This is a genomic window from Streptomyces sp. NPDC048389 (assembly GCF_040706335.1).
Classification (GTDB): domain Bacteria; phylum Actinomycetota; class Actinomycetes; order Streptomycetales; family Streptomycetaceae; genus Streptomyces.
Genome location: NZ_JBEZKP010000007.1, coordinates 1 through 26,253, shown reverse-complemented (window position 1 = coordinate 26,253; position 26,253 = coordinate 1). Strand labels below are relative to the sequence as shown.

Sequence of the window (26,253 nt, the reverse complement as noted above, 5' to 3'; positions counted from 1 at the left end):
CGGAGGGTTCGGCCGACGGGTGGAGCCAGGCGGTGCTCAGGGCGAAGACTGTGCAGCGCTCAAGGGTGAGGAGGGCTGAGCATCGGGGGCGAGCGCCCCGCACACAGCGGCGGTGGGCGGGCCCGTGGCATACGGGTCGGTCACGGCCGGGCCGTCGGAGTCCGCCCGCTGGCCGGCCAGCAGCGGACGCAGGACGTCCGACGCTGCCGCGGAACAGGACTGTGGTCCGGCCTGGAGATGGCTGGATCGCACCTCCAGGCGGTGATGCGCCAGATCGTCCCGGTCGAATCGGAAGTGCAGCTCGCGGCGGACGGTGAAGAGCGAGGCTTCGCCGGAGTCCGGCCGGCCGCCGGCGTCGGCCCGCCGCAGCGCGTAGACGAAAGTGTGGTCGGAGGTGATCTCCAGCGCGCCCGGCCCTGTCTCCAGGACCTCCAGCGTCCCCCGCACCCGTACCTCGGGGTCCGCCAGCGCGACCTTCGCCGGATCGAAGCGCACCAGCCAGCCGATCGCGGCGCGGCGGCCGTCTGCGGCCGGTGCAGTGACGCTCCGGTCGAACTGGTCCATCTGGTCCGGGTGGAGCAGCGTGCGCACGGGCTGTACGGCTTCGTCGGTGAGGACGTCCGGGTCGAGCGAGGACATCACGAGAAAGTCCTTGGCGGTCGCCAGCGCCGTCGTGACCTGACTTTCCGTGAAGTGCTCGGTCCGGCGGACGGGGGGCATGGTGATTCCGGCGGCGCCGGTGCGGAACTGCTCCGCCGGACTGTGCGCGTACAGCTCGGCCGGGGTGCCGCCCGGCACGGGGCCCTGCGGCGCGAGCGGGACCACAGTGATCCGCAGCGGTTCCGCCTGTCGGGCCGGGGCCGGCTGGTAGGGGTGCCGGACGCCGAGGTAGATCGCGGTACCGAAGGCCATGACCACCAGGAGGAAGAGCACCAGGATCTGTGCGGGTGCACGCCTGGCGTTCCAGGCGGGGAGGCTCCGGACGGCCGGTGCGTGCTCCCCCATCCGCTCCACGGCGGAGAATTCCTGGACGCGGGCAGCACGGACGAAGGACTCGTCGAAGACGACCGATCCGTACTCGTCCTCTCCACCGCCGGGGAGCCCCTCGGGAGTCCCCTCGGGCGGGTCTCCACGCCCAGCCATAGTTTCAGGGTAGGTCCGGCGGGCCGACCGTAAACGCACTGGTACGCGACAAGTTCTCACGCGTTCTCAGCGAGTTGCGAGCCCGCTGCTGCGGGGTTACGGGGCAGGCTCCGCGCAGCCGCCGCTCAGTGGGCGGGCGGGACCGTGGAAACCCGTGAGGGGGAACGCCCGAGGGCAGCCGGCGGGCCGTTGCCCTGTCCGCTGACCGTGGCGCCCGTCGGCGGCGCGTCGACACCGGTCCGTGCGGGCTGCGGCACCGGGTCCTGTCGGTTGCCGTTCGGGGCTCCGCGATACACGGCCGTGAAGGCGAGTGCGACCATCCCGATGCCCATCAGCAGCGCCAGGATCCAGGCGACCGGCCGGTGCCAGCGCGTGCTGCCCCGGTAGGGACGCAGCGCCCCGCCGTGCGGTCCGTAGGGGCCGGCCCAGTCGCCGTCGGGGCCGATGCCGTCGTCCTCGTCGTCGTGGTCGTGACCACGACGACGGCGCCGGGAGCCGTGCCCGTCGCGGAGGTCGTCGTCGGACGAGTGGCCCCGCAGGCCGGAGCGGGCGGCGTCCGCCTCCGCGCGCGCCTCGGCCGCGGCGAGCAGGCGCTCCACCGCGGTCGGCTCGTGGATCTTGGCGGCCCGTACGAAGTGCTCGTCGAACACCACGGTGGCGAAGTCCTCGTCCGCGCCCCCGCGGTCGACAGAGTCCTCAGGGTCCCCGCCGTCCTGGAACGGCTTGCCCCCCACGTCGTCCGGCACACCCTCAGGGTAGACCTGGCGGGCCGGTTTGGGCAGGGAGAGTGCAAAATCGCCCCGCCCGGGTGACTCGGGGCAGAGCCCCGCTGACGGTCACCGCGTGTGGCCGTCGCCCGTCACGATGTACTTCGTCGAGGTCAGCTCGGGCAGCCCCATCGGGCCGCGCGCGTGCAGCTTCTGCGTCGAGATGCCGATCTCGGCACCGAACCCGAACTGACCACCGTCGGTGAAACGCGTGGACGCGTTCACGGCGACCGTCGTGGAATCCACCAACTGGGTGAAACGCCGGGCCGCGGCCTGCGAGGTCGTGACGATGGCCTCGGTGTGACCGGAGGACCAGAGCCGGATGTGGGCGACCGCCGACTCCAGCGACTCGACGACGGCTGCCGCGATGTCGTAGGAGAGGTACTCCGTCTCCCAGTCCTCGGCGGTGGCGGGCACGATCGTGGCCTTGGTCGCGTCCGCGTACTCGACGACTCGCTCGTCGCCGTGCACGGTCACCCCCGCCTCGGCAAGGGCGTCCAAGGCGCGCGGCAGGAAGGCGGCAGCGACGTCCTTGTGGACGAGCAGGGTCTCCGCGGCGTTGCAGACGCTCGGCCGCTGGGCCTTGGAGTTGAGCAGGATGTCCACGGCCATGTCGATGTCGGTCTCGGCGTCCACGTAGACGTGGCAGTTCCCGGTCCCCGTCTCGATGACGGGGACGGTGGACTCCTCGACGACCGTACGGATCAGGGAGGCGCCACCCCGCGGGATCAGCACGTCGACCATGCCGCGGGCGCGCATCAGCTCCCGTACGGAGTCCCGGCTCTCGCCCGGCACCAGCTGCACGGCGTCGGCCGGCAGACCGGAGCCGCCGACCGCGTCGCGCAGCACGCGCACCAGGGCCGTGTTGGAGGAGTACGCGGAGGACGAACCGCGCAGCAGCACCGCGTTGCCCGACTTCAGGCAGAGCGCGGCGGCGTCCACGGTGACGTTCGGCCGGGCCTCGTAGATGATGCCGACCACGCCGAGCGGGACCCGCACCTGCCGCAGGTCGATACCGTTGGGCAGCGTCTGGCCGCGTACGACCTCGCCGACCGGGTCGGGCAGCGCGGCGACGTCACGCACGTCGGCCGCGATGGCCCGCACCCGCTCGGGGTTGAGCGTGAGCCGGTCGATGATCGCCTCACTGGTCCCCGCCTCGCGTGCGCGGGCGACGTCCTCGGCGTTGGCCTCGACGATCTCGCTCGTACGGACCTCGAGAGCGTCCGCCATCGCCAGCAGCGCGTCGTCCTTGGCCGACCTCGGCAGTGGTGCGAGGTCGGCGGCGGCGGCGCGTGCCCGGTAGGCCGCCTGGGCGACCGGGGACATGTTGTCGTACGGCGAGACCGAAGAGAGCGACGTCATATGTGCAGCGTAATGCGCGCTCGGCGGGCGTCCGGCACGGATTCCGCACTCCGAGACGACCGGGGCCTGCCCATGGCCGCCAGGTCAGCTCGGAAACGGTCAGCTCAGAAGGGGTGCACCCCGACCCGGGCGACGGGCGGCGGGCCGTAGCCCTCGGCGACGCGCTGGTGATAGGTCTGCCGGTCGATGACCTCGAGACCGACGATTTCCCACGGCGGCAGATTGGCCGTGGACCGGTGCTCGCCCCACAGCCTGAGGGCGACGGCGGCCGCGTCGTGCAGGTCGCGTGCCTCCTCCCAGTAACGGATCTCGGCGTGGTCGCCCGCGTACCGGCTGGTGAGGAGGAAGGGATGGTCGTGGGCCAGCTGCTCCAGGCCGCGGCGGACGTCCTTCACCGGGGCGTGCGGGCCGGAGACGCTGAGCGTGACGTGCCACAGCCGGGACAGCGTCCGCTCCTCTTCGACGGCGACGGGCCGTGTCCCGGCCCCCGGGCGGCCGGTCCCCATCGCGCCCGTACCTGCGCCGGGCTCCTCGGACACGTCGGCGAGTGCCTCGCGACGCACCTCGCCGAGCCCGCCGGCACGTCCGTCCACGCCGGCCGCGTCGGTGCTGGGGTTCACCGCGGAGTCGGCACGTCCGTCCACCGCGGGGTCGGTCCTTGCCTCCGCGGCCGCGTCGGCCCGTCCGTCCACGGCGGAGTCGACACGTCTCTCCGCGGCCCCGTCGCCCGGCCCGTCGGAGCGTCTGTCGCCGGGCCCGTGACCGAAGTCGGTGCCTGCCCCGACGCTGGTCAGTGCCCGCTCCTCACCCACCGCCCTGCGGGCGTGGGGCAGCCTCCCGTTCCCTCGGGGCGCGTCCCCTGGGCGCGCTCGTCTCACCGGCGGCCTCCCTGTTGCTGCGTCGTGCTTCGTCGTCGAGCCGTTCCCCGTTCCCCGCAACAAAGTTGACCAGCCCACAGCGGGCCGTGGGGCGGTTTTGGCAAAGGTCTATGCCTGACGGTGGGAGTTTCCGCCTTCTCAGGACTGGAGGACGACGAGATCGTCCCTGTGTACGACTTCCCGCTCGTACTCAGGGCCCAGTTCCTTCGCCAGCTCCTTGGTGGAGCGCCCGAGCAGCTGCGGGATCTCCTTGGAGTCGAAGTTGACCAGTCCGCGCGCCACCGCACGTCCGGCGGCATCACGCAGCTCCACCGGGTCGCCGGCGCTGAACTCGCCGTCCACCGCGGCGATACCGGCCGGGAGCAGCGACTTCCTGCCCACCACCACGGCCCGTACGGCTCCGTCGTCGAGCGTCAGCGAGCCCTGCGGGGCCGAGGCGTGCGCCAGCCACAGCAGCCGGTCGGCCGACCGGCGGCCGGTCGCGTGGAAGTACGTGCCTGTCGCGCGGCCGGCGAGGGCGTCGGCCGCACGGCTCGCCGAGGTGAGGACCACGGGGACACCGGCGGCGGCGGCGATCCGCGCCGCCTCGACCTTGGTGACCATGCCGCCGGTGCCGACGCCCGCCTTGCCCGCGCTGCCGATCTGCACGTGTGCGATGTCCTCGGGGCCGTGCACCTCCTCGACGCGGGAGCTGGCCGGCAACGCCGGGTCCCCGTCGTAGAGGCCGTCGACGTCGGAGAGCAGGACCAGCAGGTCTGCCCGTACGAGGTGGGCGACGAGGGCGGCGAGCCGGTCGTTGTCGCCGAAGCGGATCTCGTCGGTGGCGACGGTGTCGTTCTCGTTGACGACCGGGACGGCACCCATGGCGAGCAACTGGTCCAGGGTCCGGTAGGCGTTGCGGTAGTGGGCGCGGCGGCTGGTGTCGTCGCCGGTGAGGAGCACCTGGCCGACGCGGACGCCGTAGCGGGCGAAGGAGGCGGTGTAGCGGGCGACGAGCAGTCCCTGGCCGACGCTGGCGGCGGCCTGCTGTCGGGCCAGGTCCTTGGGGCGGCGGGCCAGGCCCAGCGGTGCCAGTCCGGCGGCGATGGCGCCGGAGGAGACGAGCACTATCTCCTTCTCGCCACCGCTGCGGATCTTGGCGAGGACGTCGACGAGGGCGTCCACCCGGTCGGCGTCCAGCCCGCCGGAGGCCGTGGTCAGCGACGAAGAGCCGACCTTGACGACGATCCTGCGGGCCCCGGTCACCTGCTCCCGCACCACGGCCGGCCGTGCTCCGGTCGAGTGCCCCGGCCGCCGCGCCTGCTCGGCCGTGCGCTGCCCTTCGACCTGCCCCTCGCCCCGCTCGTCGGCCTGCCCTTCGACCTGCTCTTCGGCCTGTCCTGCCACGCTCTGCCTCGCCTCTTTCACAACGCCGAATGTATGCCAGCGCGCGCACCGTGCGCGCGCACATTCCGCTCGCTGGACAGACGGCCGGCAGGAAGCCGAGAGCGACCGGCGGCGCGGGCAGGAAGGGCGACGATCAGGTCGCGCCGGGGCTGCCGCTGCCGACGAGGGTTTTGCCGTCGTCCCGCCCGGTGTGCTGTCCGTCCGCCGGCCGGCCCGGCCCCTGCGCGACGGGCGTGTTCCGCGAGCGGGAGCGGCCGAAGTCCTTGAGCCGCATCGCGGGACGTTCCACGAGGTGCCAGGAGAGGACGGCGGCTATCAGCGTGCCGACCACCGACATGGCGAGGTAGGCCCAGAAGCCGTAGCGGGCGAACCCGAGGACGGCGAGTGCCTGCTGCACGACGAAGCCGTAGATGTAGATGCCGTACGAGTAGTCGTGCCGGGCCCCGATGCGGCGGAACGGAGCGGGCAGCCTGATCGCGAGCCACAGCAGCAGATACGCGAAGGCGGGCAGTCCCACGGTGTAGAGGTAGCCGAAGCGCAGACTGCCGAGCAGCACGAGCCCCGAGGCGACACCCAGCACGTCGCTGACCGGGATGCGCTCGCGGTAGAGCTCGATCAGTGCTCCCAGGGCGAAGGCGAAGCCGAGATGGACGATGACGTCCGGGTCGAACCGGCCCATGGCCGGGACCAGCACGACGCTCTTGTAGTACGAGGAGTCTTCGAACCCGGCCCAGTAGGCGAAGTCCACCGACTGCCGGACCACCAGCCACCCGAGGACCGCGGCGATCAGTACGACCACCCGGCGGGCCCGGGCAAGAGCACCCGTCACCGCCAGCAGGGCTACGCCGGCGTAGCAGAGCACTTCGTAGCGCAGCGACCAGAGAGCAGCGTCGAAGCTCGGACTGTACGCGAGCCCGGCGTCGCCGGCCACCGCCATCACCCCGGAGATGTCGCGCTGCCGGAGGGCGACGGCCCAGTTGGCCCGCAGGTAGTCCAAAGGTCCGGCGGGGTGTCCGAGGAAGCCGTCCAGACTGTGCTGCTGGCGCCAGTACAGGAACGGGGCCACCACGAAGGCGGTGACGGCGAGGCACACCCACAGCCCCGGCAAGAGCCGCAGCGCCCGGTGCCACATGAAGCGGCCCAGGGGCAGGCGTTTGCCGCTGCGCGTCACCAGAATGCCGGACAGGACGAAGAAGCCGTAGACGGCGAACTTGCCGAGGTCGGTCTGGCCCTGGCTGAAGTGGTGGCCGAATTCCTTCTCGCCGAAGCCGAGGACGCTCGCATGGGAGATCACGACGGCCATGGCCAGGGACAGTCTGAGCACGCCGAGGCTGTTGTCCCGCCCCGAGAAGCAATCGGCGACCGAGCCGTGTGTCCAGCGCAGGTGACGAGCGCTGCTGCGGATGTACCGAATGATCCTGTCCCCCATGCGACCGAGCGAAACCTCAGCAGTCTCTCCGGCTGCCGACATCCAAGTCAAAAGAACGTAAGGGACGTCACCCGTTTCCGGCCATGACGATTCAGACCGCCGGTCCCGTCGGCACCCCGCGTCGTCGTGCCACTCGGATGTCACCGGGGCGTCACGCGCATGCGGCCGAGCTGTCGGGCGCCGTCAACCGATAGAGTGCAGCCGGACGGTGGCCCGTCCCTGGAGGGGACGGTGGCTGGTGCCCCGTACCGGGCCGGCCGGCTCCCACCCCACCTTCGCGCCAGGGTTCCCACGAGAGATGGGGCACAGTTGTGTCAACCAAGGTCAGTGTCGTCATCCCGGTCTACAACCCGGGCAAGTACATCGATCCCTGCATCGATTCTCTGATCCGCCAGACTCTTCCGGCGGAGGAGTTCGAGGTGCTGTTCGTCAACGACGGATCGACCGACGACACTGCGGAGCGCCTCGACAAACTGGCCAAGGAGCACCCCCACTTCCGTGTGATCCACATCCCGAACTCGGGATGGCCGGGCAAGCCGCGGAACATCGGCGTCGGTGAGGCGAAGGGCGAGTACGTCCAGTTCGTCGACCAGGACGACTACCTGGCCTCCGACGCGCTGCGCCGCCTCTACGACATGGGGCACCGCAACGGCTCGGACATCGTCATCGGCAAGGTGGCCAGCAACTTCCGCGGCGTGCCGCACGGCGTCTTCAAGAAGAACCGCGAGAAGTGCTCGCTGAAGGACGCCCCGCTGTACGACAGCCTCACCCCGCACAAGATGTTCCGTACGGAGTTCCTGCGCGAGAACAACATCGCCTACCCCGAGGGCAAGCGCCGCCTCGAGGACCAGCTGTACATGATGGAGGCGTACTTCCCGGCGAAGGTCGTCTCCATCCTGGGCACGTACACCTGCTACTACTACTCCCGCCGCGACGACGGGCAGAACGCGGGCTCCGCGAAGATCGTGCCGTCCGGCTACTACGGCAACCTGCGCGAGGTCCTCGACGTCGTGGTCGCCAACACCGAGCCCGGCGACTTCCGTGACCAGGTGCTGCGCCGCTTCTTCCGCGTGGAGATGCTCGGCCGCCTCAGCGAGCCGTCGGTGCTGAAGTACGACGCCGAGTACCTCGACGAGATGGTGCAGGCGATCCGCCCGCTCGCCGATGACTTCATGGGTGAGGGCGTCATCAAGGGCCTCGGCCCGCTGCTGCGGCTGCGCGCCCGGCTGCTGCAGGAAAACGACCAGCAGGGCCTGGTGCGCCTCGCCCGCCTCGCCGCCTCCATCAAGGCGACGGCCCGGCTGGAGGACTTCGATTGGGAGTCCGACGGCCGGAGCCGCATCAAGGTCACCGGCCAGCTGGTGTACGGCGAGGACCAGAAGCCCCTCACGCTGCTGCGCCGTGACGACCGGCTGTACGTCCACCCCGAGGTGACCAGCGGCGTCGTGGACGACGACTCGCTCGTCGACGTCACCGACGACCTGGACACCTTCAAGGCGGAGCTGTCGCTGCGCAACCGCGAGACCGCCGTCGAGTGGCCCTGCCCCGCGACCTTCACCACCGAGATCGACGAGCTGGGAGACGGTGTCTGCCGCGTCCTCCTGCGCGGTACCGGCCACCTGGCGCCCGAGGGAGCTCCCGGCCGCGGCAAGGTCTCGCGCGGCTTCTGGGACGTGTGGGTACCGCTGCGCGGCCTCGGCGTCGTCCGCAAGGCCCGCCTCGGTGCCGACCGCTCCGAGCACGTCGACGCCAAGTGCCTGCCCGCGCTCCTCTCGTCCCCCGTCCGCCCGGTGATCCCGTACTTCACCGACCCGCACGGGAACCTGACCCTCGACGTGGCCCGCCGCGCCAAGAAGATGGCCACCTACCTGGAGGGCCGCCCCGTTCTGCGGGTCGCCACCGGGCAGACCGAGCTGCGCCTGGAGGTGTTCACCACCGGCAAGTCCGCCGCAGGCCAGGCGGCCCTGGTGCTGAGCGAGCCGGCCGCCGGCGACGCGGCCGCGCAGGAGACGGACAGCGCGCCGAAGGTCGTGCACTCCGTCCCGACCGCGATCCGTCCGGTGAAGAACCGCGCCCATCTGGCGGTGCCGCCGCGTATGCCGGGTGCTCCGGCAGGGCAGTGGCAGCTCGCGGCCCGGCTGGACGGCGACAAGGGCCCGCTGGTCCCCCTGTGCGGCGTGAGCGTCGATGCGGGCGGACGCCTCCAGCTCGACGACAGCCTGCCGGATGCCGATGCCGGCCTGGTGCGTGAGTTGGCCACGCTGAATCGGAGCCGCAGGCTGCGGCGGCTGCTCGGGGTGGCCCGGCCCCTCGTGCGCAGGCTACCCCCTTCGGCGCGCAAGAAGCTCCGCCGTCTCGCCGCCCGCCTGACCGGCTGACCGGCCCGTCGAGACGCCCGCACTTCCCCCAGCGAGAGAACAAGGATGTGATCCCATGCGGCAGCTCTCCATCTCCGGAGCCTGGGTGCATGAGCCGAAGGTCTTCCCGGACAGCCGGGGGAGCTTCCACGAGTGGTTCAAGGGCCCCGAGTTCACCGAGGCGGCCGGGCACAGCCTGAACCTCGCCCAGGCGAACTGCTCGGTGTCGAGCCGCGGCACCCTGCGCGGCATCCACTTCGCGGACGTGCCGCCGAGCCAGGCCAAGTACGTCAAGTGCGTGCGCGGCGCGGTTCTGGACGTGATCGTCGACATCCGGGTCGGCTCACCGACCTTCGGGACGTGGGAGGCGGTGCGTCTCGACGACACCGACCACAGTTCCGTGTACCTCTCGGAGGGTCTCGGGCACGCCTTCATGGCGCTGACCGACGACGCGACCGTGGTCTACCTCTGCTCAGAGGGGTACTCCCCCGGCCGCGAGCACGGCATCAACCCGCTCGACCCCGGGATCGGCATCGAGTGGCCCGAGGGCATCACGCCGCTGCTCTCCGAGAAGGACGAGGCGGCCCCCACGCTCGCCGAGGCCGAGGCTCAGGGCCTGCTGCCGTCGTACGAGGAGTGCCGGGCGTACTACGCGCAGCTGCGCGAGCGCGGCTGAGCCACGCTCGCGGACGTACGGCACGGAGCCTTGGGGACCGACGGTCCCCAAGGCTCCGTGCCGTACGGGAGGGCGGTCAGCCCCTGACGGCCTCGATGCTCCGGCGCACCGGGGCGAATGCCGAACGGGGGCGGCGCAGTGTACGGGCCCGGACCAGGGCGGGCCAGAAGTCCGCACCCAGCAGCGCCTCGGGCCGCACCGCGTTCTTGCGGACCAGCACTTCCTGGGGCACGTTCTGCGGGTCGGGGACGACGTACTCCTCGATGATCTTGTCGTACCCGTTCTTCAGCACCGTGCTGTCCGGGTCGGCGCCGAAGACCACGACCACACCGGTCGGCTCGGTGTCCACCTCGACGACCACGAGGTCGGGGCGGTGCTTGCGAAGGACCTCGGCGACCTTGTAGACGTCGCCCGCCCAGAATTTCGTGTGCCGGTCACGGGCGGCCTCGTCGACGTCGCGAGGAAGCATGTCGTCGAGGACGATGACGCTCGACCACCGGGAGTGCTTCTCGACGTTCATGAAGTCGCGCAGCGCGAATTCGAAGAGGTGCATGCCGTCGATGAACGCGAGCTCCAGCTTCGGGTCCGCGCCGAGGAGGTTCATCGGGTCCTTGCGCGCGAGTGCGCGGAAAGGGTTCCGGCCGTTCCGCAGATGCAGGAGCGGGTCCTTGCGTGCGAAGAAGTCGTCGCTGGTGGCCCTGACCAGATGGACGTCGCAGCTGAGGTCCGTCACGACCCGGAACGCGGGGTCGACGGCGACGGACGGTACGCGGGACAGCGCCAGGCTGCGACCGTCGTTGACCCCGATCTCCAGATAGTTCCGGGGTTTGCAGACACGGTGCAGATGGCGCAGGAAGTTGTGGCGGTCCACCTTGTGGGTCCTTCGCTGGGAATCTCAACTTGTTTGATTCCCAGCGAAGTTAGCCGGTATCTGGCCTGCAGGTAAACATCTACCGGCGGGTAATGTCGGGCGTGTCGCTGCCGCGTTCCGCCGCGACCAGGGAGGGGAACGCCTCTGCGAGCGCCGCGCGCCAGTCGCGGATGGGGGCGATACCCGTGTCCCGCCACCGCTCGTGGCCCAGCACACTGTACGAAGGCCGGGGCGCGGGCCGGACGAAGGCCGCGCTCGTCGTCGGCCGCACCCGCTCGGGATCCGCGCCGAGCAGCCGGAAGATCTCCCGGGTGAACTCGAACCAGGTCGTCTCACCACTGCTGGTGCCGTGGTGGACACCCGCCTTGACGGTGCCGTCCAGCGCGCCCTTTCCGAGCCGGACCAACCGGTCGGCGAGATCGGCGGTCCAGGTGGGCTGGCCCCGCTGGTCGTCGACGACGTCGAGGGTGTCCTTGACCGCTTCCAGCTTGATCATCGTGCGCACGAAGTTGGCACCGCCCGCTCCGTACAGCCACGCCGTCCGGACCACATGGCCCGTGTCGGGAAGCAGCTCCAGCACGGCCCGCTCACCCGCCAGCTTGGTGCGTCCGTACGCGCTGCGCGGGCCGGTGGGGGCGTCCTCGGCGTAGGGCTCCGTCCCGTCGCCGGCGAAGACGTAGTCCGTGGAGACGTGGAGCAGCACCGCTCCGGCCTCCTTGCACGCCTCGGCAAGCACCCCGGGGCCGGCACCGTTGACCGCGAGGGCGGCCTCCTCCTGGGTCTCCGCGCCGTCGACGTCCGTCCACGCGGCGCAGTTGACCACGACGGCGGGCCGGTGCTCGGCCATGGCCGCGCGCACCGACGCCGGGTCGGTGATGTCCAGGTCGGCCCGGGCGGCGCCGACGGCCTCGATGCCGTCGGCGGCGAGCCGATCCAGGACGTCAGGGGCCAGCATGCCGCCGGCACCGGTCACGAGCCACACGCTCACAGCGCCGCACGCTCCTTCAGGGGCTCCCACCAGGCGCGGTTGTCGCGATACCACTGAACCGTCTCCGCGAGGCCCTTGGCGAAGTCCTTACGGGGCTCGTAGCCGAGCTCCTCACGGATCTTCGCGCAGTCGACCGAGTAACGGCGGTCGTGGCCCTTGCGGTCGGTGACGTACTCGACGCTGGTGTCCCAGTCGGCCCCGCACGCCTCGAGCAGCAGCCCGGTGAGCTCCTTGTTGGAGAGTTCGGTGCCGCCGCCGATGTTGTAGACCTCGCCCGCGCGGCCCTTGGTGCGGACCAGCTCGATGCCCTGGACGTGGTCGTCGATGTGCAGCCAGTCGCGCACGTTGCCGCCGTCGCCGTACAGCGGGACCTTCTTGCCGTCCAGCAGGTTCGTGATGAACAGCGGGATGACCTTCTCCGGGAAGTGGTGGTGCCCGTAGTTGTTGGAACACCGGGTCACGCGCACGTCCAGGCCGTGGGTGCGGTGGTACGACAGGGCGATCAGGTCGCTGGACGCCTTGGCGGAGGAGTACGGGGAATTCGGCTCCAGCGGATGGGTCTCCGGCCAGGAACCCTCGTCGATCGAGCCGTAGACCTCGTCGGTGGAGATGTGCACGAAGGTCGTGACGCCCGCGCGGTGCGCGGCGTCGATCAGCGTGTGCGTGCCCACCACGTTGGTGCGGACGAACTCGGCGCCACCGTCGATGGAGCGGTCCACGTGCGACTCGGCCGCGAAGTGCACCACCTGGTCGTGCTCGGCCATCAGCTTGCCGACGAGCTCGGGGTCGCAGATGTCGCCCTGCACGAACGAGAAGCCGGGGTGCTCACGGACCTCGTCGAGATTGGCCGGGTTGCCCGCGTACGTCAGCTTGTCGAGCACGGTGACGGCGACGTCACCGGGCCCCTCGGGGCCGAGCAGGGTGCGGACGTAGTGGGAGCCGATGAAACCGGCGCCGCCGGTCACCAGGATCTTCGTGGTCATGAGGAGATCTGCACCTTGCTGTGGTCACCGAGCACGAGCCGGTGGGCGGACGGGTTGCGGGGGGCGGGCGTGACCACGACGTCACGGCCGATGAGCGACGCCTCCACCCGGCGCACACCGGTGATCGAGGCGCCGCGCAACACGATGGAGTACTCGATCTCACTGTCCTCGATCCGGCATCCCTCGGAGACCGAGGTGAACGGACCGACGTAGGCATCGCTGATCACGGTACCGGCACCGATGATCGCCGGACCCACGATACGGCTGCCGCGGACCTCGGCGCCCGCCTCGACCCTGACCCGGCCGATGATCTCACTGCTCTCGTCGACCACGCCCTCGAGGACCGGCTCGACACCTTCCAGCACCGAGCGGTTGACCTCCAGCATGTCGGTGACGTTGCCGGTGTCCTTCCAGTAGCCCGCGATCGTCGTGGAGCGGACGTCGCGCTGCTGGTCGATGAGCCACTGGATGGCGTGCGTGATCTCCAGCTCACCGCGCCAGGACGGCTCGATGGAGCGAACCGCTTCGTGAATCGCGGGCGTGAACAGGTAGACGCCGACCAGGGCGAGGTCGCTCTTGGGCTGCTTCGGCTTCTCCTCGAGCCCCACGACGCGCCCGGTGCCGTCCAGTTCGGCGACACCGAAGGAGGTCGGGTTGGGGACCTTGGTAAGAAGGATCTGGGCGTCCGGGCGCTCGGCGCGGAACTCGTCGACCAGACCGCTGATGCCGCCGACGATGAAGTTGTCGCCGAGGTACATCACGAAGTCGTCGTCACCGAGGAAGTCCTGGGCGATCAGCACGGCGTGTGCGAGACCCAGCGGCTGGTCCTGCGGGATGTAGGTGACCTTGATCCCGAACTGGGAACCGTCGCCGACGGCTTCGCGGATCTCTTCGGCGGTGTCGCCCACGATCACGCCGACCTCGGTGATCCCGGCCTCGGCGATCGCCTCCAGGCCGTAGAACAGCACCGGCTTGTTGGCGACGGGCACGAGCTGCTTGGCCGAGGTGTGCGTGATGGGGCGCAGACGTGTGCCCGCTCCACCAGAGAGTACGAGTGCCTTCACGATATTCGTCCTCGATTGGGGTCTGTTTCCCGAGCGGCTATCGCTCCGGCCGCTCGATTTTACCCATTGTCAAGCTTGACCCGCCGTCGGCGGGGACGCCGGACGCCCATCCTCCGCAAATCCCGTCGAGCCCTTCTTACGGCCCGCCGTGCGAGTGACGGAAGGGTGGCAGGTGGCATGACGCGCCGACTGCCCGACCAGTCGGGCACGGTGACCTCGTAGGCCGAACGCGGGATTCCGCTCCGCCGGTTTCCGAAGTGCGGATACGCGAGGAACAGCCGGCCCTTGCGGCCCTGCGTCACCACGTCCGGGACCTGCTTGGTCCGGACGAACTCGAGCACGTCCGCCAGGACGTCGAGACGGCCCGCGGCCACGCAGGCGAGGACCAGGCGTTCGCCGACCTTGATCCTGTCGGCGACCCCCTTCGACCAGTATCTGATCATCGGGGCGGCCAGCTCCAGTTTGTGCCGGCGCACTTCCTCCGACTCCTTGAGCAGAGCGGGGCCGAACTGCTGCAACAGCCCGACGGTGAACGGACGGACCAGCAGCTGGTCCCGCTTCGGACCGGCCGGCTCGAGCCGGACGATCAGCTCCGTCAATGCCGTGAGGGCCTGGAAACGCGGCGGGTAGCTCCCCCTGCGCGTCGCATGCTTGCCGTCGTCCCTGGCGACGAGGTGGTAGCAGTCGTAGTCGGCCACCACGGAGACGCCGTTCCCCTGTAGATACGCCTCCATGGTGAACAGGGAGTCCTCGCCCGTGGGAAGCGTCTCGTCGAACTCGAGCCCCAACCGGGCCAGCAGCTCCCGCCGGAAGAGCTTCTGCGCGCTCAGGGCGAAGATGACACGTGAGGAGTACACGTCCACCCGCTCCTCGGTGCGGGCGAACATCGAGGTGCCGACCTTGCGCCCGACTCCCTTGAGGCGGCCGAGGACGACGTCGGTACCGGCCCGGTCCGCCATCGTGACCAGGCGCTCCAGCGCCTCGTCACCGAAGAAGTCGTCCGCGTCGAGGAAGAAGACGTAGCGCCCGCGGGCCATCCTCAGCCCCACGTTGCGCGGGCCGCTGGGGCCTCCCGAGTTGGGCTGGTGGACCACCCGGGTCGGCACCTTGGAGCGCGCCGCGAACTCTTCCAGGTACTCACCGGTGCCGTCGGTGGAGCCGTCGTCCACGGCCACGATCTCGATCCGGTCCGGGCCCAGGGTCTGGCTCTCCACTGACTCCAGACAGCGGATGAGATAGGGCATTGCCTCATATGCACCGACAACGACGGTGACATCTGGAACTGCTCGGTTGTGGTTCATTGCAGGCTAGACAACCCGATTGGTACGTGAGTTGTACGGAACGACACAATCCGCATATCTCCGGCTGAACAGGAAACGGCCCCGGGGCCGCCCCCGTGAAGGAGGCGGCCGCCGGACCGGGCGCTCTCCGTCAGCCGCCCACGGGCGTGTCCTCGAAGCCGGGAGCCTGTTCGGGCTCGGCCAACCGCTGCTCGACACCTGCGTTGCGGGCCAGGGACTTCGCGGCCAGGTTCTGCACCGCGGTGTCGAACTGCTCCATCGACGTCGGCTCGTCCGGTCCGAGCAGGTACTCCTTGAGGATCCGGCGCTCCTCGGCGAGGGCGTCGGAGTCGGGGTCGGCGACCGCGGCCAGCAGCTCGTCGAGCTCGTCCGCGCTGTTGGAGAGGATCACCGCCGCCCGCACCGCGGTGTTCTGCCGCTTGAACTCGTCCTTGCCGAGGCCGGCCGAGTCGGTGACCGCGTACGGCTTGCCGCTGGCGATGAAGTCCGACACGACGCTGGAGATGTCGGAGACCATGGCGTCCGACTCGTTGAAGCAGTCGTACAGCCGTGGGGCGGGCCCGGTGACGACCTTGTGCTCCCACCAGCCGAAGGAGCGCCAGTACGCGGTGTTCCACTCGTCACGCAGCCGTGCCGCCTCCGCCTCCCGCGCGGGATCCGGCAGCGAGTCGCGGGACCCCTCCGCCTCGTCCTCGCCCTCGCCGACCCCGATGGACAGCTCAGCCAGCCGGGCCTCGATGCGTCGCAGCTCGGCAGCCGCCTCCGCCTGCTCCGCGAGGTGCGAGGACGCCTCCTTCACCCAGCGGGGTTCGGCGGCTCGTGCCGCCGCGGCCTGCTCGATCATCTCGATGATCCGGGCGTCGACTGCCTTGGCCCTGGTGCTGCGAGTGCCGGTGAAGGGGTGCGGCTTGTAGACGACCCGCACCGGCTCCGGCGCTTCGAGGAGCTTCCTGACGATGTTCTCGCCCGCCAGCAGCAGGGAGGTGTTGCCCGGACTGTCGTCCCAGCCCTCCCAGGTGGGGGCGTACAGCACGGTCGGAATGGGGTTGCCGGTCCTCGCGTTGCCCGTCTTGATCGGGGCGAGCTGGGGGCGGCCCACTTCCACGATGTCCTCGCTGCGCACCCCGACGTCGGCCAGCGCGTACCGGTCGCGTCCCGCACGGCCGGCGGTCCAGACCTCGTCGTACGCCTTGCTGAACGGGTTGACGCTGGCGAGCTTGTCGCTGTCGCCGTGGCCGATGAAGACGTGCTTCATGGTCGGCACCCGCAACATGTGGATGTTCTTGCCGACGTTGGCCACGTACAGCGCGACCCGCACGGACGACAGGTCCAGGTTCATCAGGTGCACGCTGCCCGGCACGCAGACCACCGGCACCGACGTCGGGCCGAGCTGGGGCACGATGTTGCGTTCCCGCAGGAAGATGATCGGCCGGCCCTCGAGCTGGGACATCGTGTCCAGCCACATGTTGATCTGGTAGGCGGAGTCGGCGGAACCGGAGAAGTACATCATCACGGTCGGCTTGTAGTCGGTCAGCCACTTGTCGACGCCCCGCAGAACCAGGTCCGCCGGGGGCACGAGCCTGCTGGGCCGCAGGTGCGGCACCAGCAGGACCAGGTACCCGACGGCGAGCACGAGGGTGAGCGCCAGACCCGCGTAGGCGAACGCGGGGGTGTCGGCCTCGATCGCGGCCAGTACGCCCAGCAGGGCGAAGACGTCGAGATGGAGCATCTTCTCGGCGGACCGGTCGAGCAGCCGCCGCGGAGGCGCGTCGGGGATGCGCACATAGTCCGAGAGATCGACGTTGCGTGTGACGACGGGCAGCCTGCGGCGCAGCCGCAGCAGCGTGACCATCGCACCGTGCGGCGCCTGAAGGCCGTAGAAGGCCAGCAGACAGGCGACCGTCACGTAGAAGACCGTCTGGTCCGCGAGTCCCATCCGGGCCATCAGCAGCACGAGCAGCAGCTGGCGCAGCAGGAATCTGATCGACAGACCGGCCCGCACCTTGGCGAGACGGTTGATCAGATAGCTGGAACGCTGGTGCAGAAACCGGTCGGACAGATACGTCACTGCCACGGCCACCGCGAAGAACCAGAGATCGGGAATTATCGCGGCGAGCATGACACACGGGAATCCCAGCACCAGCAGAAGCGCGGCGGCCAGCTCGGAACCGCTGCCCACGCGAGCCAAGCGAATGGCTTTCGAAATCACGAAGCACCTGCTCCTGGGGGTACCGACAGTTTTACCTTGCAAAGAAGGTGTGAAGGCAAGACTCCACGAACTCGGGCCCCCGCAGTGCTGCGCGAAACGCGGCGACTACAGAGGCCCAGAGAAATGATTATCTGAAATTATTACACATCTTCCTGGCGGTCCAGGACGGACGCCAGGGCCTGCTCGAAGCCGGACGCCGTGGAGGCCCCACGGGTGGGGTCCTGCTGGCGGACGTCGATGACATGCCCCGTCAGTTCGGAGAGCAGCACGTCGAGCGAGGTCCGCGCGACCGCCTCCGACGACAGCAGCGAACCGGCCGGCTCGGCGCCGAACGCCTTGGTGCGCATCGGCGTTGCGGTGCGCTCCGGATTGACGCAGTTCACCCGGATGCCGTCGGCGGCCCACTCGTCCGACAGGGCCTGGGTGAGATTCACCATCGCGGCCTTGGTGGAGGAGTACAGGCTGTACTCGGCGCGGCCGCGGGTGTAGCTGCTGGAGGTGTAGAGCAGCAGCTGTCCCCGGGTCTCCGCGAGGTACTTGTGCGACGCCCGGGCGATCTGAACAGGCGCCAGGTAGTTGACGTTCAGCGCTTCCTGAATGGTCGCGTTGTCCGTCTCGGCGAGCTTGCCGATACGCAGTACGCCCGCGGTGTTGACCACGTAGTCGATGCGGCCGCTCTCGGCGTACGCCGTGGAGAGGGCGTCCTCGACGTGCTCCGGGTTCTCGACGTGGGTGCCCGTGGTGGAGCGGCCCAGCGCGTACACCTTGGCGCCGTAGGACTCGGCGAGCTTGGCGATGTCGGCACCGATGCCGTAGGAGCCGCCGAACACGACGAAGGTCTTGCCGGCCAGCAGTTCACGGTAGGCGGCCTCGTCGGCCTGGCGCGGGGCGGCGGTGGAGGCCAGCTGGAAGAGCTTGTCCGCGATGAAGACGTCGACCGGCTGGGTGACCTTCATGTTGTACTCGTCGCCCGCGACGACGTAGATCGGCACGTCCGGCAGGTACTTCAGCACGACCGAGCAGTCGTCGGTGGCCTGGAAGTTCGGGTCGCCCGCGGCAACCTGGTAGGCCCTGCGGATCGTGGACAGCTTGAACGCCTGGGGCGTCTGGCCGCGGCGGAGCCGGGAGCGGTCCGGGACGTCGGTGATGAACTCGCCGTCCTCGCCGTGGGTCCGCGTCACGATGATCGTGTCCGCGGACGGGATGGCGACGTCGACGGCCTGGTAGCGGTCCAGCGCGTCGACGCAGTCCTTGATGACCCGGTCGGAGAGCAGCGGGCGCACGGCGTCGTGGAACAGGACGTTGCGGTCCTCGCCCTCGGCCAGGCCCTCGCTCAGTGCCGCGATGGCACGCTCGGTGGTCTCGTTCCGCGTCGAGCCGCCCTCGATGATCTTGACGACCTTCGCCAGCCCCGCCTTGGCGACGATCTTCTCGACGTCCGCCACATAGCCGGGAGCCATCAGCACGATGATGTCGTCGATGGAGTCGGCGCGCTCGAAGATCGACAGTGTGTGCTCGATGACGGCCTTGCCTGCGATCTTCAGCAGTTGCTTGGGGATGGACAGGCCCACGCGCTGGCCGGTCCCGCCGGCGAGCACGACTGCTGTGGTTCGGGGTTTGGCTATGTGCTGCACAGACACAGACGACCTACCTTGCGAGGGCTGGGGAACAAAACTGATGGTTGCACTCTCCGTTACCGTCCCGCAAGGCGGGTGACGCCCGTGCAACCGCTCCGATAAACCTCCTGTTCACCGGTGATCAGGGGAATTGACCGACACCTGTGGCAACCCCGACGTGACCGACACCACACATCTGAGTGGCATGAATCACCGCTGAGCGGGTCATGGGAGGTCAACCACGTTCAGTGCCAGGTCATTGGTGAGGGTGTAGTAGACCCGCACCCGCACCCTGGGCCGGGGCCTGCCCAGGAGCCGCTTGGCCGTGGTCCGCGCCAGGCTCTCCGTCCGTCTCCTGGCGATGACGCTCTGCGGATAGACGAAGACGTCCTTCTTCTGCACCACGTCGTCCAGCACCCGTCCGATTCTCACCGGCTTCTCATCCGGCGCGTAGCGCACAAAGGCGTCCCACACATCGTGCGAGGTGGTCTGCGAAGCGGCGGGCACGGACGACGAGAAGGTGAAGCGGAACCGCCTGGAGCCCTGCCACTCACCGGGGAAGGTGATCTCGTCCTTGGGAGTGCCGCGACGGCGCAGCACGAGCACCGGCGCCCCCGAGACGGCGCCCCGGCCGCGCAGACTGCCGGCCAGCGTCACCCGCCTGCCGTCCACCTCCACGGCATCGGCCTCCGCGTGGACCGGCCGCCACCAGGCCCGCAGCATCAGGGCGCCGCCCTTGGCGGTGTCCTTGTACGGGACGAGGTTGTGGACGGTCTCCTCGGGTGCGAGCCGTCCTGCGACGCCGACCGCACCGCGCTGATCAACGACCCGTGCGGTGATGCGCGCCCGTACACCGGTGTCCGCGGGCTCCACGTACGTGTCCCACAGCCCCTCGGCGAATGCCGCACCGGCCGGGACGGTCACCCGGCCCGCGGCGTCGAAGTCGAAGGTCCGTGCGCCGTCGGGGGCACCGGTGCGCGTGCACACCAGCCGCACCCCGCCCCGGGCGCCCTTCGGCAGCGGGGCGGCGAGCGTGAGAGTGAGGGAGCCGTCCCGCCCGACCACGCAGTCCGCGGCGGTGGGGATGCCGGGCAGCTCCGCCCGCCGTGCGGCCTCTTGCGCGAGTTCGCCGAAGAGCGTCTCGTACTGCTTGGTGACGACGGCCGGGTCGAACCGGCGGGCGTTGCGCACGGCCGCCGCACCGATGCGGCTGCGCAGGCCCTCGTCCTCGATGAGCCGCAGCAGCGCCCCCGCGACGGCGTCCGCGTCGCCGACCGGCACCAGGAGCCCGTCCTCCCCGTCGCGGATGATCTCGCGCGGTCCGTAGTCGCAGTCGGTGCTGACCATGGGGACACCGCAGCGCATCGCCTCGACGACGGTCATACCGAAGGACTCGTGGCGGGAGGTGGACACCGCGACCGCGCCCTTGGCCCATTCGGGCTCGATCGGCGAACGGGCACCCATGAGATAGGCGTTGTTGTAGAGCCCGAGCGTGTCGATCCGCTCGCGCAGCCGCTTCCGCTGGTCCCCGGAGCCGTAGATGCGCAGCACCCAGTCGGGATGGACGGCGACGACCTTCGCGAAGGCGTCGAGGAGCACGTGGTACTGCTTCTCCGGGGCCAGCCGGCCGGCGGCGACGATCGTCCTGCTGGTGCCGTCGGACGGCGCGACGGGCGGCTCCGGGACGCTGTTCGGGATGGACAGGACCCTGGTGGTCGGCAGCGGCATCTTCTCCCGCCACACCGCCGCGTCACCCTCGGAGACGGTGACGAACGCGTCGAGGGCGTCCAGGTGTTCGTACATCTCCTCGCGCAGCGCCGCCTTGTGGTGATGGTGCGTCATGTGCTCCTGCCCGATCCGCACGGCGGTGGGAGCGGCGAACCGGGCGACGTACGCGGTCAGACCGGGGCGGGTTCCGATGACGACGTCCGCGTCGCAGGCCGCGTAGTGCTCGCGGACCCGTTCGTCGGTGAGTCGGCTGTACTCCTTGTAGCGCGCCTCCGCGCGCGGGAAGACCGTCGCGGGTTCGCTGAAACGGGGGTCCTCCCGGTCACTCGCCGGGGAGTCCTTGCGGATGTCGAGCAGCGGTACGACGGTGATGCGCGGGTCGATCGCGAAGGCGGACTCGTCCCTGTGCCGGAAGACGGACACGATCTCGACCTCGTGACGGTTCGCCAGTTCCTCCGCCAGATTCAGCGTCGTGCGGATGGTGCCGCCGATGCCGTAAATGGTGTGAATGAGGAAAGAGATCTTCATCAGTGCTCCGTTCGGTACCGCTCCCGGGGGACGAAGAGGGCGTGCGTCATCACCGATTTTCACCGCTGAGTCCTGGTTTCCATCATGCATGCGCTTTCGGGCCCCTTCCTCCAAGGAGACGGAGAAGCGGCACCGGGGGTTGCCTACGAAAGCGGCCCGGAGATGATCTCCGGGCCGCTTTCAGTGGAACATCCGCACGAATCCGGTCACGGCCCCGCTCGGACGACGAGCCCGGGGGACGACGAGCCCTCGACGACGGGACGAGCGGCAGCGGCCGGCAGGCGCGCGACAGGGAGTGGCGGCTAGAACGGGTTGAAGCCCTCGTACTCGTTCAGCGCCTCGTCGCGCTCCGCGTCGCGGTCGCGCCGCCGCTGAGCCGCCGGACGCGGCGCGTCGAAGCGGTGGTCCTCGCCGCGGCGCCCCAGCATCTCCGCACCCGCCATCACCGTCGGCTCCCAGTCGAAGACGACCGCGTTGTCCTCGGGACCGATGGCCACGCCGTCGCCCGCGTGGGCACCCGCCTTCATCAGCTCTCCCTCGACACCGAGGCGGGCCAGACGGTCGGCGAGGTAGCCGACCGCCTCGTCGTTGTTGAAGTCGGTCTGGCGCACCCAGCGCTCCGGCTTCTCACCGCGGACACGGAAGAGGCCGTCCTCCTCCTGCCTGACCGTGAACCCGGCGTCGTCGACCGCCTTGGGCCGGATGACGATCCTGGTCGCCTCCTCCACGGGCCTGGCCGCCCGCGCCTCGGCGACGATCTCGGCCAGCGCGAAGGACAGCTCCTTCAGGCCCTTGTGAGCCACCGCCGACACCTCGAACACGCGGTAGCCGCGCGCCTCCAGGTCCGGGCGGATCATGTCGGCGAGGTCCTGGCCGTCCGGGATGTCGACCTTGTTGAGGACGACGATGCGCGGCCGGTCGTCGAGGCCGCCGTACTGCCGCAGCTCCTCCTCGATGACGTCGAGGTCGGAGACGGGGTCGCGGTCGGACTCCAGCGTCGCGGTGTCCAGGACGTGCACCAGCACCGAGCAGCGCTCGACGTGGCGCAGGAACTCCAGACCCAGACCCCGTCCCTGGCTGGCGCCCGGGATCAGTCCGGGGACGTCCGCGACGGTGTACACGGTCGATCCCGCGGTGACGACGCCCAGGTTCGGCACGAGCGTGGTGAACGGGTAGTCGGCGATCTTCGGCTTGGCGGCGCTGAGCACGGAGATCAGCGACGACTTGCCGGCGCTCGGGTAGCCGACGAGAGCGACGTCCGCGACCGTCTTGAGCTCCAGCACCACGTCCCCGGCCTGCCCGGGCACGCCCAGCAGCGCGAATCCGGGTGCCTTGCGGCGCGCCGACGCGAGGGCCGCGTTGCCGAGGCCGCCGCGGCCGCCTTCGGCGGCCACGAAGGTGGTGCCCTGCCCGACCAGGTCGGCGAGGACGTTGCCCTGCTTGTCGAGGACGACGGTGCCGTCGGGGACCGGCAGGACCAGGTCCTGGCCGTCCTTGCCGGAGCGGTTGCCGCCCTCGCCGGGCTTGCCGTTGGTGGCCTTGCGGTGCGGGCTGTGATGGTAGTCGAGCAGCGTGGTGACCGACTGGTCGACGACCAGGATCACGTCCCCGCCACGGCCTCCGTTGCCGCCGTCGGGGCCGCCGAGCGGCTTGAACTTCTCCCGGTGTACGGAGGCACAGCCGTGGCCTCCGTTACCCGCGGCGACATGCAGCTCGACGCGGTCCACGAAGGTGGTCATGGAAGTGCCTCCAGTGATGACGGGTGATGTGCGTGATGTCTGTCTCTACGACAGCGTCTGTCTCTACAACACACGAAAGGCGGACCCGCTTCCCGTACGGGAAGTGAGGTCCGCCCCTCGTGAAAGTCTCGGTCAGGCGACCGGAACGATGTTCACGACCTTGCGACCACGGTGGGTACCGAACTCCACCGCACCCGGCTGCAGCGCGAACAGCGTGTCGTCGCCGCCGCGGCCGACGCCGGCGCCGGGGTGGAAGTGGGTGCCGCGCTGGCGGACCAGGATCTCACCGGCGAGCACGACCTGACCGCCGAAGCGCTTCACGCCGAGCCGCTGAGCATTGGAGTCGCGACCGTTCCGGGTGGACGATGCGCCCTTCTTGTGTGCCATCTCTCCTCAGTCCCTTACTTCGCAGCCGCGGGAATGCCGGTGACCTTGATCGCCGTGTACTGCTGACGGTGACCCTGGCGGCGGCGGTAGCCGGTCTTGTTCTTGTAGCGAAGGATGTCGATCTTCGCGCCCTTGTGGTGGTCCACGACCTCGGCCGTGACCTTGATGCCGGCCAGCACCCACGGGTCGCTGGTCACGGCGTCGCCGTCGACAACGAGCAGGGTCGAGAGCTCGACCGTGTCGCCAACCTGGGCAGTGGAAATCTTGTCAACCTCAACGATGTCGCCGACAGCAACCTTGTGCTGGCGACCACCGCTGCGCACGATGGCGTACACGCGGATCTCTCTCTCGCTCGGAACGAAACTCCTGATGCCAGCCGCTCGAACGGGCCGGAGCCCGTGTGATCCGAATGGACGAGCGGCCTCTCCCGGCGGACCGGGAGGGAGGTGCTCAGGAGTGGGCGTCATTAAGGAAACACGCCGAAGGGCAAGGTTACGGATCGCGTCCCCGCGGGTCAAACCGCCCTGTCAAGCAAAGGCGCCGGCGGCAGCCCGAGTGCCGCGGGCGCGCGCCCGTACCACCCGTGCCGGTGCGGCCCCACCGGCTCCCCCGGGCCCCCGTCACCGCGCGTCGTAGGATCCCCTCACTGCCACGGCTCGTTCACATCGTCAGCACTCGGGGGTTTCCAGTGGTCAAGGTCAGCGTCGTCGTCCCCGTTTTCAACGGTGGCCGGTACCTGGACGACTGCGCGCCCTCGCTGCTCGGCCAGTCCCTCGGCCCGGAAGCCTACGAGGTCGTCTACGTCGACGACGGCTCCACCGACGACAGCGTGACCCGCCTGGAGAGACTGGCGGCGGCGCACCCCCACGTGCGGATCGAGCGGATCGCGAACTCCGGCTGGCCGGGCAGGCCCCGCAACGTGGGCATCGAGCTGGCCCGCGGCGAGTACGTGCACTTCGTCGACCACGACGACGTTCTGGGCCCGCAGGCCCTGGAGCGCATGTACGAGCTGGCCGCACGCAACAGGTCCGACGTGGTGCTCGGCAAGGTCTCCAGCACGATGGTCCGGCCCAAGAGCGTCTTCAAGCGCACGGTCGAGTCCTGCACGGCCGACAACTTCCAGCTCATGGAGACGCTCACCCCGCACAAGATGTTCCGCCGGGAGTTCCTGCTGGAGCACGGCCTCCGCTTCCCGGAGGGCCCGTGGATCCTCGAGGACATGCCGTTCGTGATCGCCTCCTATCTGAAGGCGGAGCGCATATCGGTCCTCGGCGACTACCCCTGCTACTACTGGCTCAAGCGGGAGGACGGCGGCAACAACACCGAGTCGATGTTCACCGACCGCCACGACTTCTTCGGCAACCTCCGCCACGCCGTCCGCACTGTCAAGGACGGCACTGAGCCCGGCGACCGGCAGAACGGCATGCTGCACCGCCTCTACCGCGCGGAGGTGCTCCAGCGGGTCAGCGAGGGAGAGGTGCTGAACCTCGAACCGCAGGAGCGCCGGCGCCGCTTCGAAGCGGCGCGCTCCATCGCCCTGGAGGAGTTCCCGCCCGCCGTACGCGACGGCTTCGCGGCCGTCACCCGGCTGCGCGCGACGCTTCTCGAACAGGGCCGGCTCGACTCCCTGATCGCCCTCGCCGACCGGATCCGGCAGGTCAAGGCGCACACGGAGGTCGACGGCGTGCGCTGGCAGGACGGCGAGCTGCGGGCGGACGTACGGCTCAGCCTGCTGCGCCCCGACGGCGAGCCGCTGGTCCTCGTGGAGCAGGACGGCAAACTGCTGCTCGACCCCGAACTGCTCAAGGGAGTCCCCGGCGTCGACGCCTGGGAGGTCGAGGACCCCTACGCCCACGCCTACGGGGAGTTCATCGTCAAGGACCGCGACCGCGAGGACTGGTGGTTCCCGGACGGCGAACTCGACATCAGGCTCGAGAGGCTCGGTGAGGGACGCACCCGTCTCGTCGCCGCGGGGACGCTGCGCGTCGACCCTCTCTCCCTCAGGGGCGGTCAGCCGCTGGAGAGCGGACCGCACGACGTGTGGGCCTTCTTCCAGCTGCTCGGCATCGGGCGCCAGCCTCGTATCGGCGGCGCGGCGGCGGCCCCCGGCGAGGGGGCGGGCTGCGGGCCCGCCCTGGTCGGCAGCCCGGCGCGGATCGCGATCCCCTACTGGACGAAGGGCGGACAGCTCGCCCTCGACATGGACGAGCGGCTGCGGCGCCTCGGCACCGAACTGGCCGCACGTACGGGTGACACGGTCGGACCGCGTCCGGGCGACGGCCGGGCCACGCTGACGCTGCCTGTGGTGCCGGCCAGGGCGAACGGCCGGCTCGTTCTCGAGGTCCGGATCGGCAAGGGCCCCTCCGCACAGACACTGCCGGCGCTCATCACTGCGGATGCGACGTGCACCCTGTCGTTCGCCGACCGGGTCCCCCTCCCCGACGGCGCGCACCCGGTCACCCTGGTCACCGCCACGGCCCCGAAGGCCAAGACGCCGCCCTTCGCCGTCGCCGTCCTGCGGCGCGGCCGTGTCGTGCGCCTTCAGGAGGCCGGGGCTCCAGCGCCGGCAGCGTCCTTCGCCGACCGGGCACGCCGCAAGGTCCGCAGCATCCTCGAGCGACGCTGAGAACGGCCGCGGCCCGGTACGCCACCCGGGGTGGGCACGGCCTGCTCGCGGACCACGTCGCGGGCCTTGCGGCAGCAGCCGGGCAACGCCCTGCGGCCTCACCGCCCAACGCGTTTCCGGGGCAGACGGCGGGGGGGGGGGGGGGGGCGGGGGGGCCCCCCCCCCCCCCGCCGGCGGGCGCGGGCGCCAACACCACAACCCGGGAATACAAAACC

General features: G+C 70.0%; 20 protein-coding genes. 3 read left to right on the top strand and 17 right to left on the bottom strand.

What is annotated here, in order from left to right; genetic code table 11:
• Positions 1 to 36: 36 nt before the first annotated feature.
• From AB0903_RS07475 to AB0903_RS07450, 6 genes are all read right to left on the bottom strand, one after another.
• Positions 37 to 1,143 (bottom strand): hypothetical protein, encoded by a 1,107-nt coding sequence (locus tag AB0903_RS07475; protein ID WP_366699947.1) that lies wholly within the window; start codon positions 1,141 to 1,143, stop codon positions 37 to 39.
• 125 nt (positions 1,144 to 1,268) lie between these two features.
• The gene (locus tag AB0903_RS07470) at positions 1,269 to 1,889 is read right to left on the bottom strand and encodes a hypothetical protein (protein ID WP_366699945.1); all 621 of its coding nucleotides are present in this window, start codon (positions 1,887 to 1,889) and stop codon (positions 1,269 to 1,271) included.
• A gap of 90 nt (positions 1,890 to 1,979) precedes the next feature.
• Positions 1,980 to 3,272, bottom strand: coding sequence for a glutamate-5-semialdehyde dehydrogenase (locus tag AB0903_RS07465; RefSeq protein ID WP_366699943.1), 1,293 nt, complete (start codon positions 3,270 to 3,272; stop codon positions 1,980 to 1,982).
• Between the two features lie 104 nt (positions 3,273 to 3,376).
• Positions 3,377 to 3,778 carry a hypothetical protein gene (locus AB0903_RS07460; protein ID WP_366700249.1) on the bottom strand — a complete coding sequence of 134 codons (402 nt, stop codon included), beginning with the start codon at positions 3,776 to 3,778 and terminating at the stop codon, positions 3,377 to 3,379.
• A 510-nt stretch (positions 3,779 to 4,288) separates the two neighbouring features.
• A complete protein-coding gene (gene proB / locus AB0903_RS07455) occupies positions 4,289 to 5,395 on the bottom strand; it encodes a glutamate 5-kinase (RefSeq protein WP_366700247.1) in 1,107 nt (368 codons plus the stop codon).
• 274 nt (positions 5,396 to 5,669) lie between these two features.
• Positions 5,670 to 6,965 (bottom strand): acyltransferase, encoded by a 1,296-nt coding sequence (locus tag AB0903_RS07450; protein WP_366699942.1) that lies wholly within the window; start codon positions 6,963 to 6,965, stop codon positions 5,670 to 5,672.
• Positions 6,966 to 7,276: 311 nt separating this feature from the next.
• Here AB0903_RS07450 and AB0903_RS07445 point away from each other — a divergent pair, with 311 nt between their 5' ends.
• Together AB0903_RS07445 and rfbC are read left to right on the top strand one after the other, a co-directional pair.
• Positions 7,277 to 9,343 carry a glycosyltransferase family 2 protein gene (locus AB0903_RS07445; RefSeq protein WP_366699940.1) on the top strand — a complete coding sequence of 689 codons (2,067 nt, stop codon included), beginning with the start codon at positions 7,277 to 7,279 and terminating at the stop codon, positions 9,341 to 9,343.
• Positions 9,344 to 9,398: 55 nt separating this feature from the next.
• Positions 9,399 to 9,998 (top strand): dTDP-4-dehydrorhamnose 3,5-epimerase, encoded by a 600-nt coding sequence (gene rfbC / locus AB0903_RS07440; protein ID WP_366699938.1) that lies wholly within the window; start codon positions 9,399 to 9,401, stop codon positions 9,996 to 9,998.
• Between the two features lie 76 nt (positions 9,999 to 10,074).
• Here rfbC and AB0903_RS07435 read toward each other — a convergent pair whose 3' ends face one another.
• The 11 genes from AB0903_RS07435 to rplU all read right to left on the bottom strand — a co-directional run bounded on the left by AB0903_RS07435 (position 10,075) and on the right by rplU (position 23,747).
• The gene (locus AB0903_RS07435; protein ID WP_366699936.1) at positions 10,075 to 10,869 is read right to left on the bottom strand and encodes a class I SAM-dependent methyltransferase; all 795 of its coding nucleotides are present in this window, start codon (positions 10,867 to 10,869) and stop codon (positions 10,075 to 10,077) included.
• A 79-nt stretch (positions 10,870 to 10,948) separates the two neighbouring features.
• Positions 10,949 to 11,857 carry a dTDP-4-dehydrorhamnose reductase gene (gene rfbD, locus AB0903_RS07430; protein ID WP_366699934.1) on the bottom strand — a complete coding sequence of 303 codons (909 nt, stop codon included), beginning with the start codon at positions 11,855 to 11,857 and terminating at the stop codon, positions 10,949 to 10,951.
• Positions 11,854 to 12,840 carry a dTDP-glucose 4,6-dehydratase gene (gene rfbB / locus AB0903_RS07425; RefSeq protein WP_366699932.1) on the bottom strand — a complete coding sequence of 329 codons (987 nt, stop codon included), beginning with the start codon at positions 12,838 to 12,840 and terminating at the stop codon, positions 11,854 to 11,856. Before rfbB ends, rfbD begins: the two co-directional genes overlap by 4 nt.
• Positions 12,837 to 13,904, bottom strand: coding sequence for a glucose-1-phosphate thymidylyltransferase (locus AB0903_RS07420; RefSeq protein WP_366699930.1), 1,068 nt, complete (start codon positions 13,902 to 13,904; stop codon positions 12,837 to 12,839). Before AB0903_RS07420 ends, rfbB begins: the two co-directional genes overlap by 4 nt.
• Positions 13,905 to 13,963: 59 nt before the next feature.
• Positions 13,964 to 15,205 carry a glycosyltransferase family 2 protein gene (locus AB0903_RS07415; RefSeq protein ID WP_366699928.1) on the bottom strand — a complete coding sequence of 414 codons (1,242 nt, stop codon included), beginning with the start codon at positions 15,203 to 15,205 and terminating at the stop codon, positions 13,964 to 13,966.
• Between the two features lie 130 nt (positions 15,206 to 15,335).
• On the bottom strand, positions 15,336 to 17,414 hold the full coding sequence (locus AB0903_RS07410; RefSeq protein ID WP_366699926.1) for a hypothetical protein: 2,079 nt from the start codon (positions 17,412 to 17,414) through the stop codon (positions 15,336 to 15,338).
• A 140-nt stretch (positions 17,415 to 17,554) separates the two neighbouring features.
• Positions 17,555 to 19,054, bottom strand: coding sequence for a bifunctional cytidylyltransferase/SDR family oxidoreductase (locus AB0903_RS07405; protein WP_366699924.1), 1,500 nt, complete (start codon positions 19,052 to 19,054; stop codon positions 17,555 to 17,557).
• Positions 19,055 to 19,255: 201 nt separating this feature from the next.
• Positions 19,256 to 21,286, bottom strand: a complete 2,031-nt coding sequence (locus tag AB0903_RS07400) for a glycosyltransferase family 4 protein (RefSeq protein ID WP_366699922.1) — start codon at positions 21,284 to 21,286, stop codon at positions 19,256 to 19,258.
• 302 nt (positions 21,287 to 21,588) lie between these two features.
• Complete coding sequence (obgE, locus tag AB0903_RS07395; RefSeq protein WP_366699920.1) at positions 21,589 to 23,025, bottom strand: GTPase ObgE; 1,437 nt, start codon at positions 23,023 to 23,025, stop codon at positions 21,589 to 21,591.
• 132 nt (positions 23,026 to 23,157) lie between these two features.
• On the bottom strand, positions 23,158 to 23,412 hold the full coding sequence (rpmA, locus tag AB0903_RS07390) for a 50S ribosomal protein L27 (RefSeq protein ID WP_005317677.1): 255 nt from the start codon (positions 23,410 to 23,412) through the stop codon (positions 23,158 to 23,160).
• A 14-nt stretch (positions 23,413 to 23,426) separates the two neighbouring features.
• A complete protein-coding gene (gene rplU, locus AB0903_RS07385; RefSeq protein ID WP_147986440.1) occupies positions 23,427 to 23,747 on the bottom strand; it encodes a 50S ribosomal protein L21 in 321 nt (106 codons plus the stop codon).
• Positions 23,748 to 24,100: 353 nt separating this feature from the next.
• On the opposite strand from rplU, the gene AB0903_RS07380 reads away from it, so the two are divergent.
• Positions 24,101 to 26,038: a glycosyltransferase gene (locus AB0903_RS07380; RefSeq protein ID WP_366699918.1), complete on the top strand. Its 1,938-nt coding sequence runs from the start codon at positions 24,101 to 24,103 to the stop codon at positions 26,036 to 26,038.
• The last annotated feature ends 215 nt before the right edge of the window (positions 26,039 to 26,253 follow it).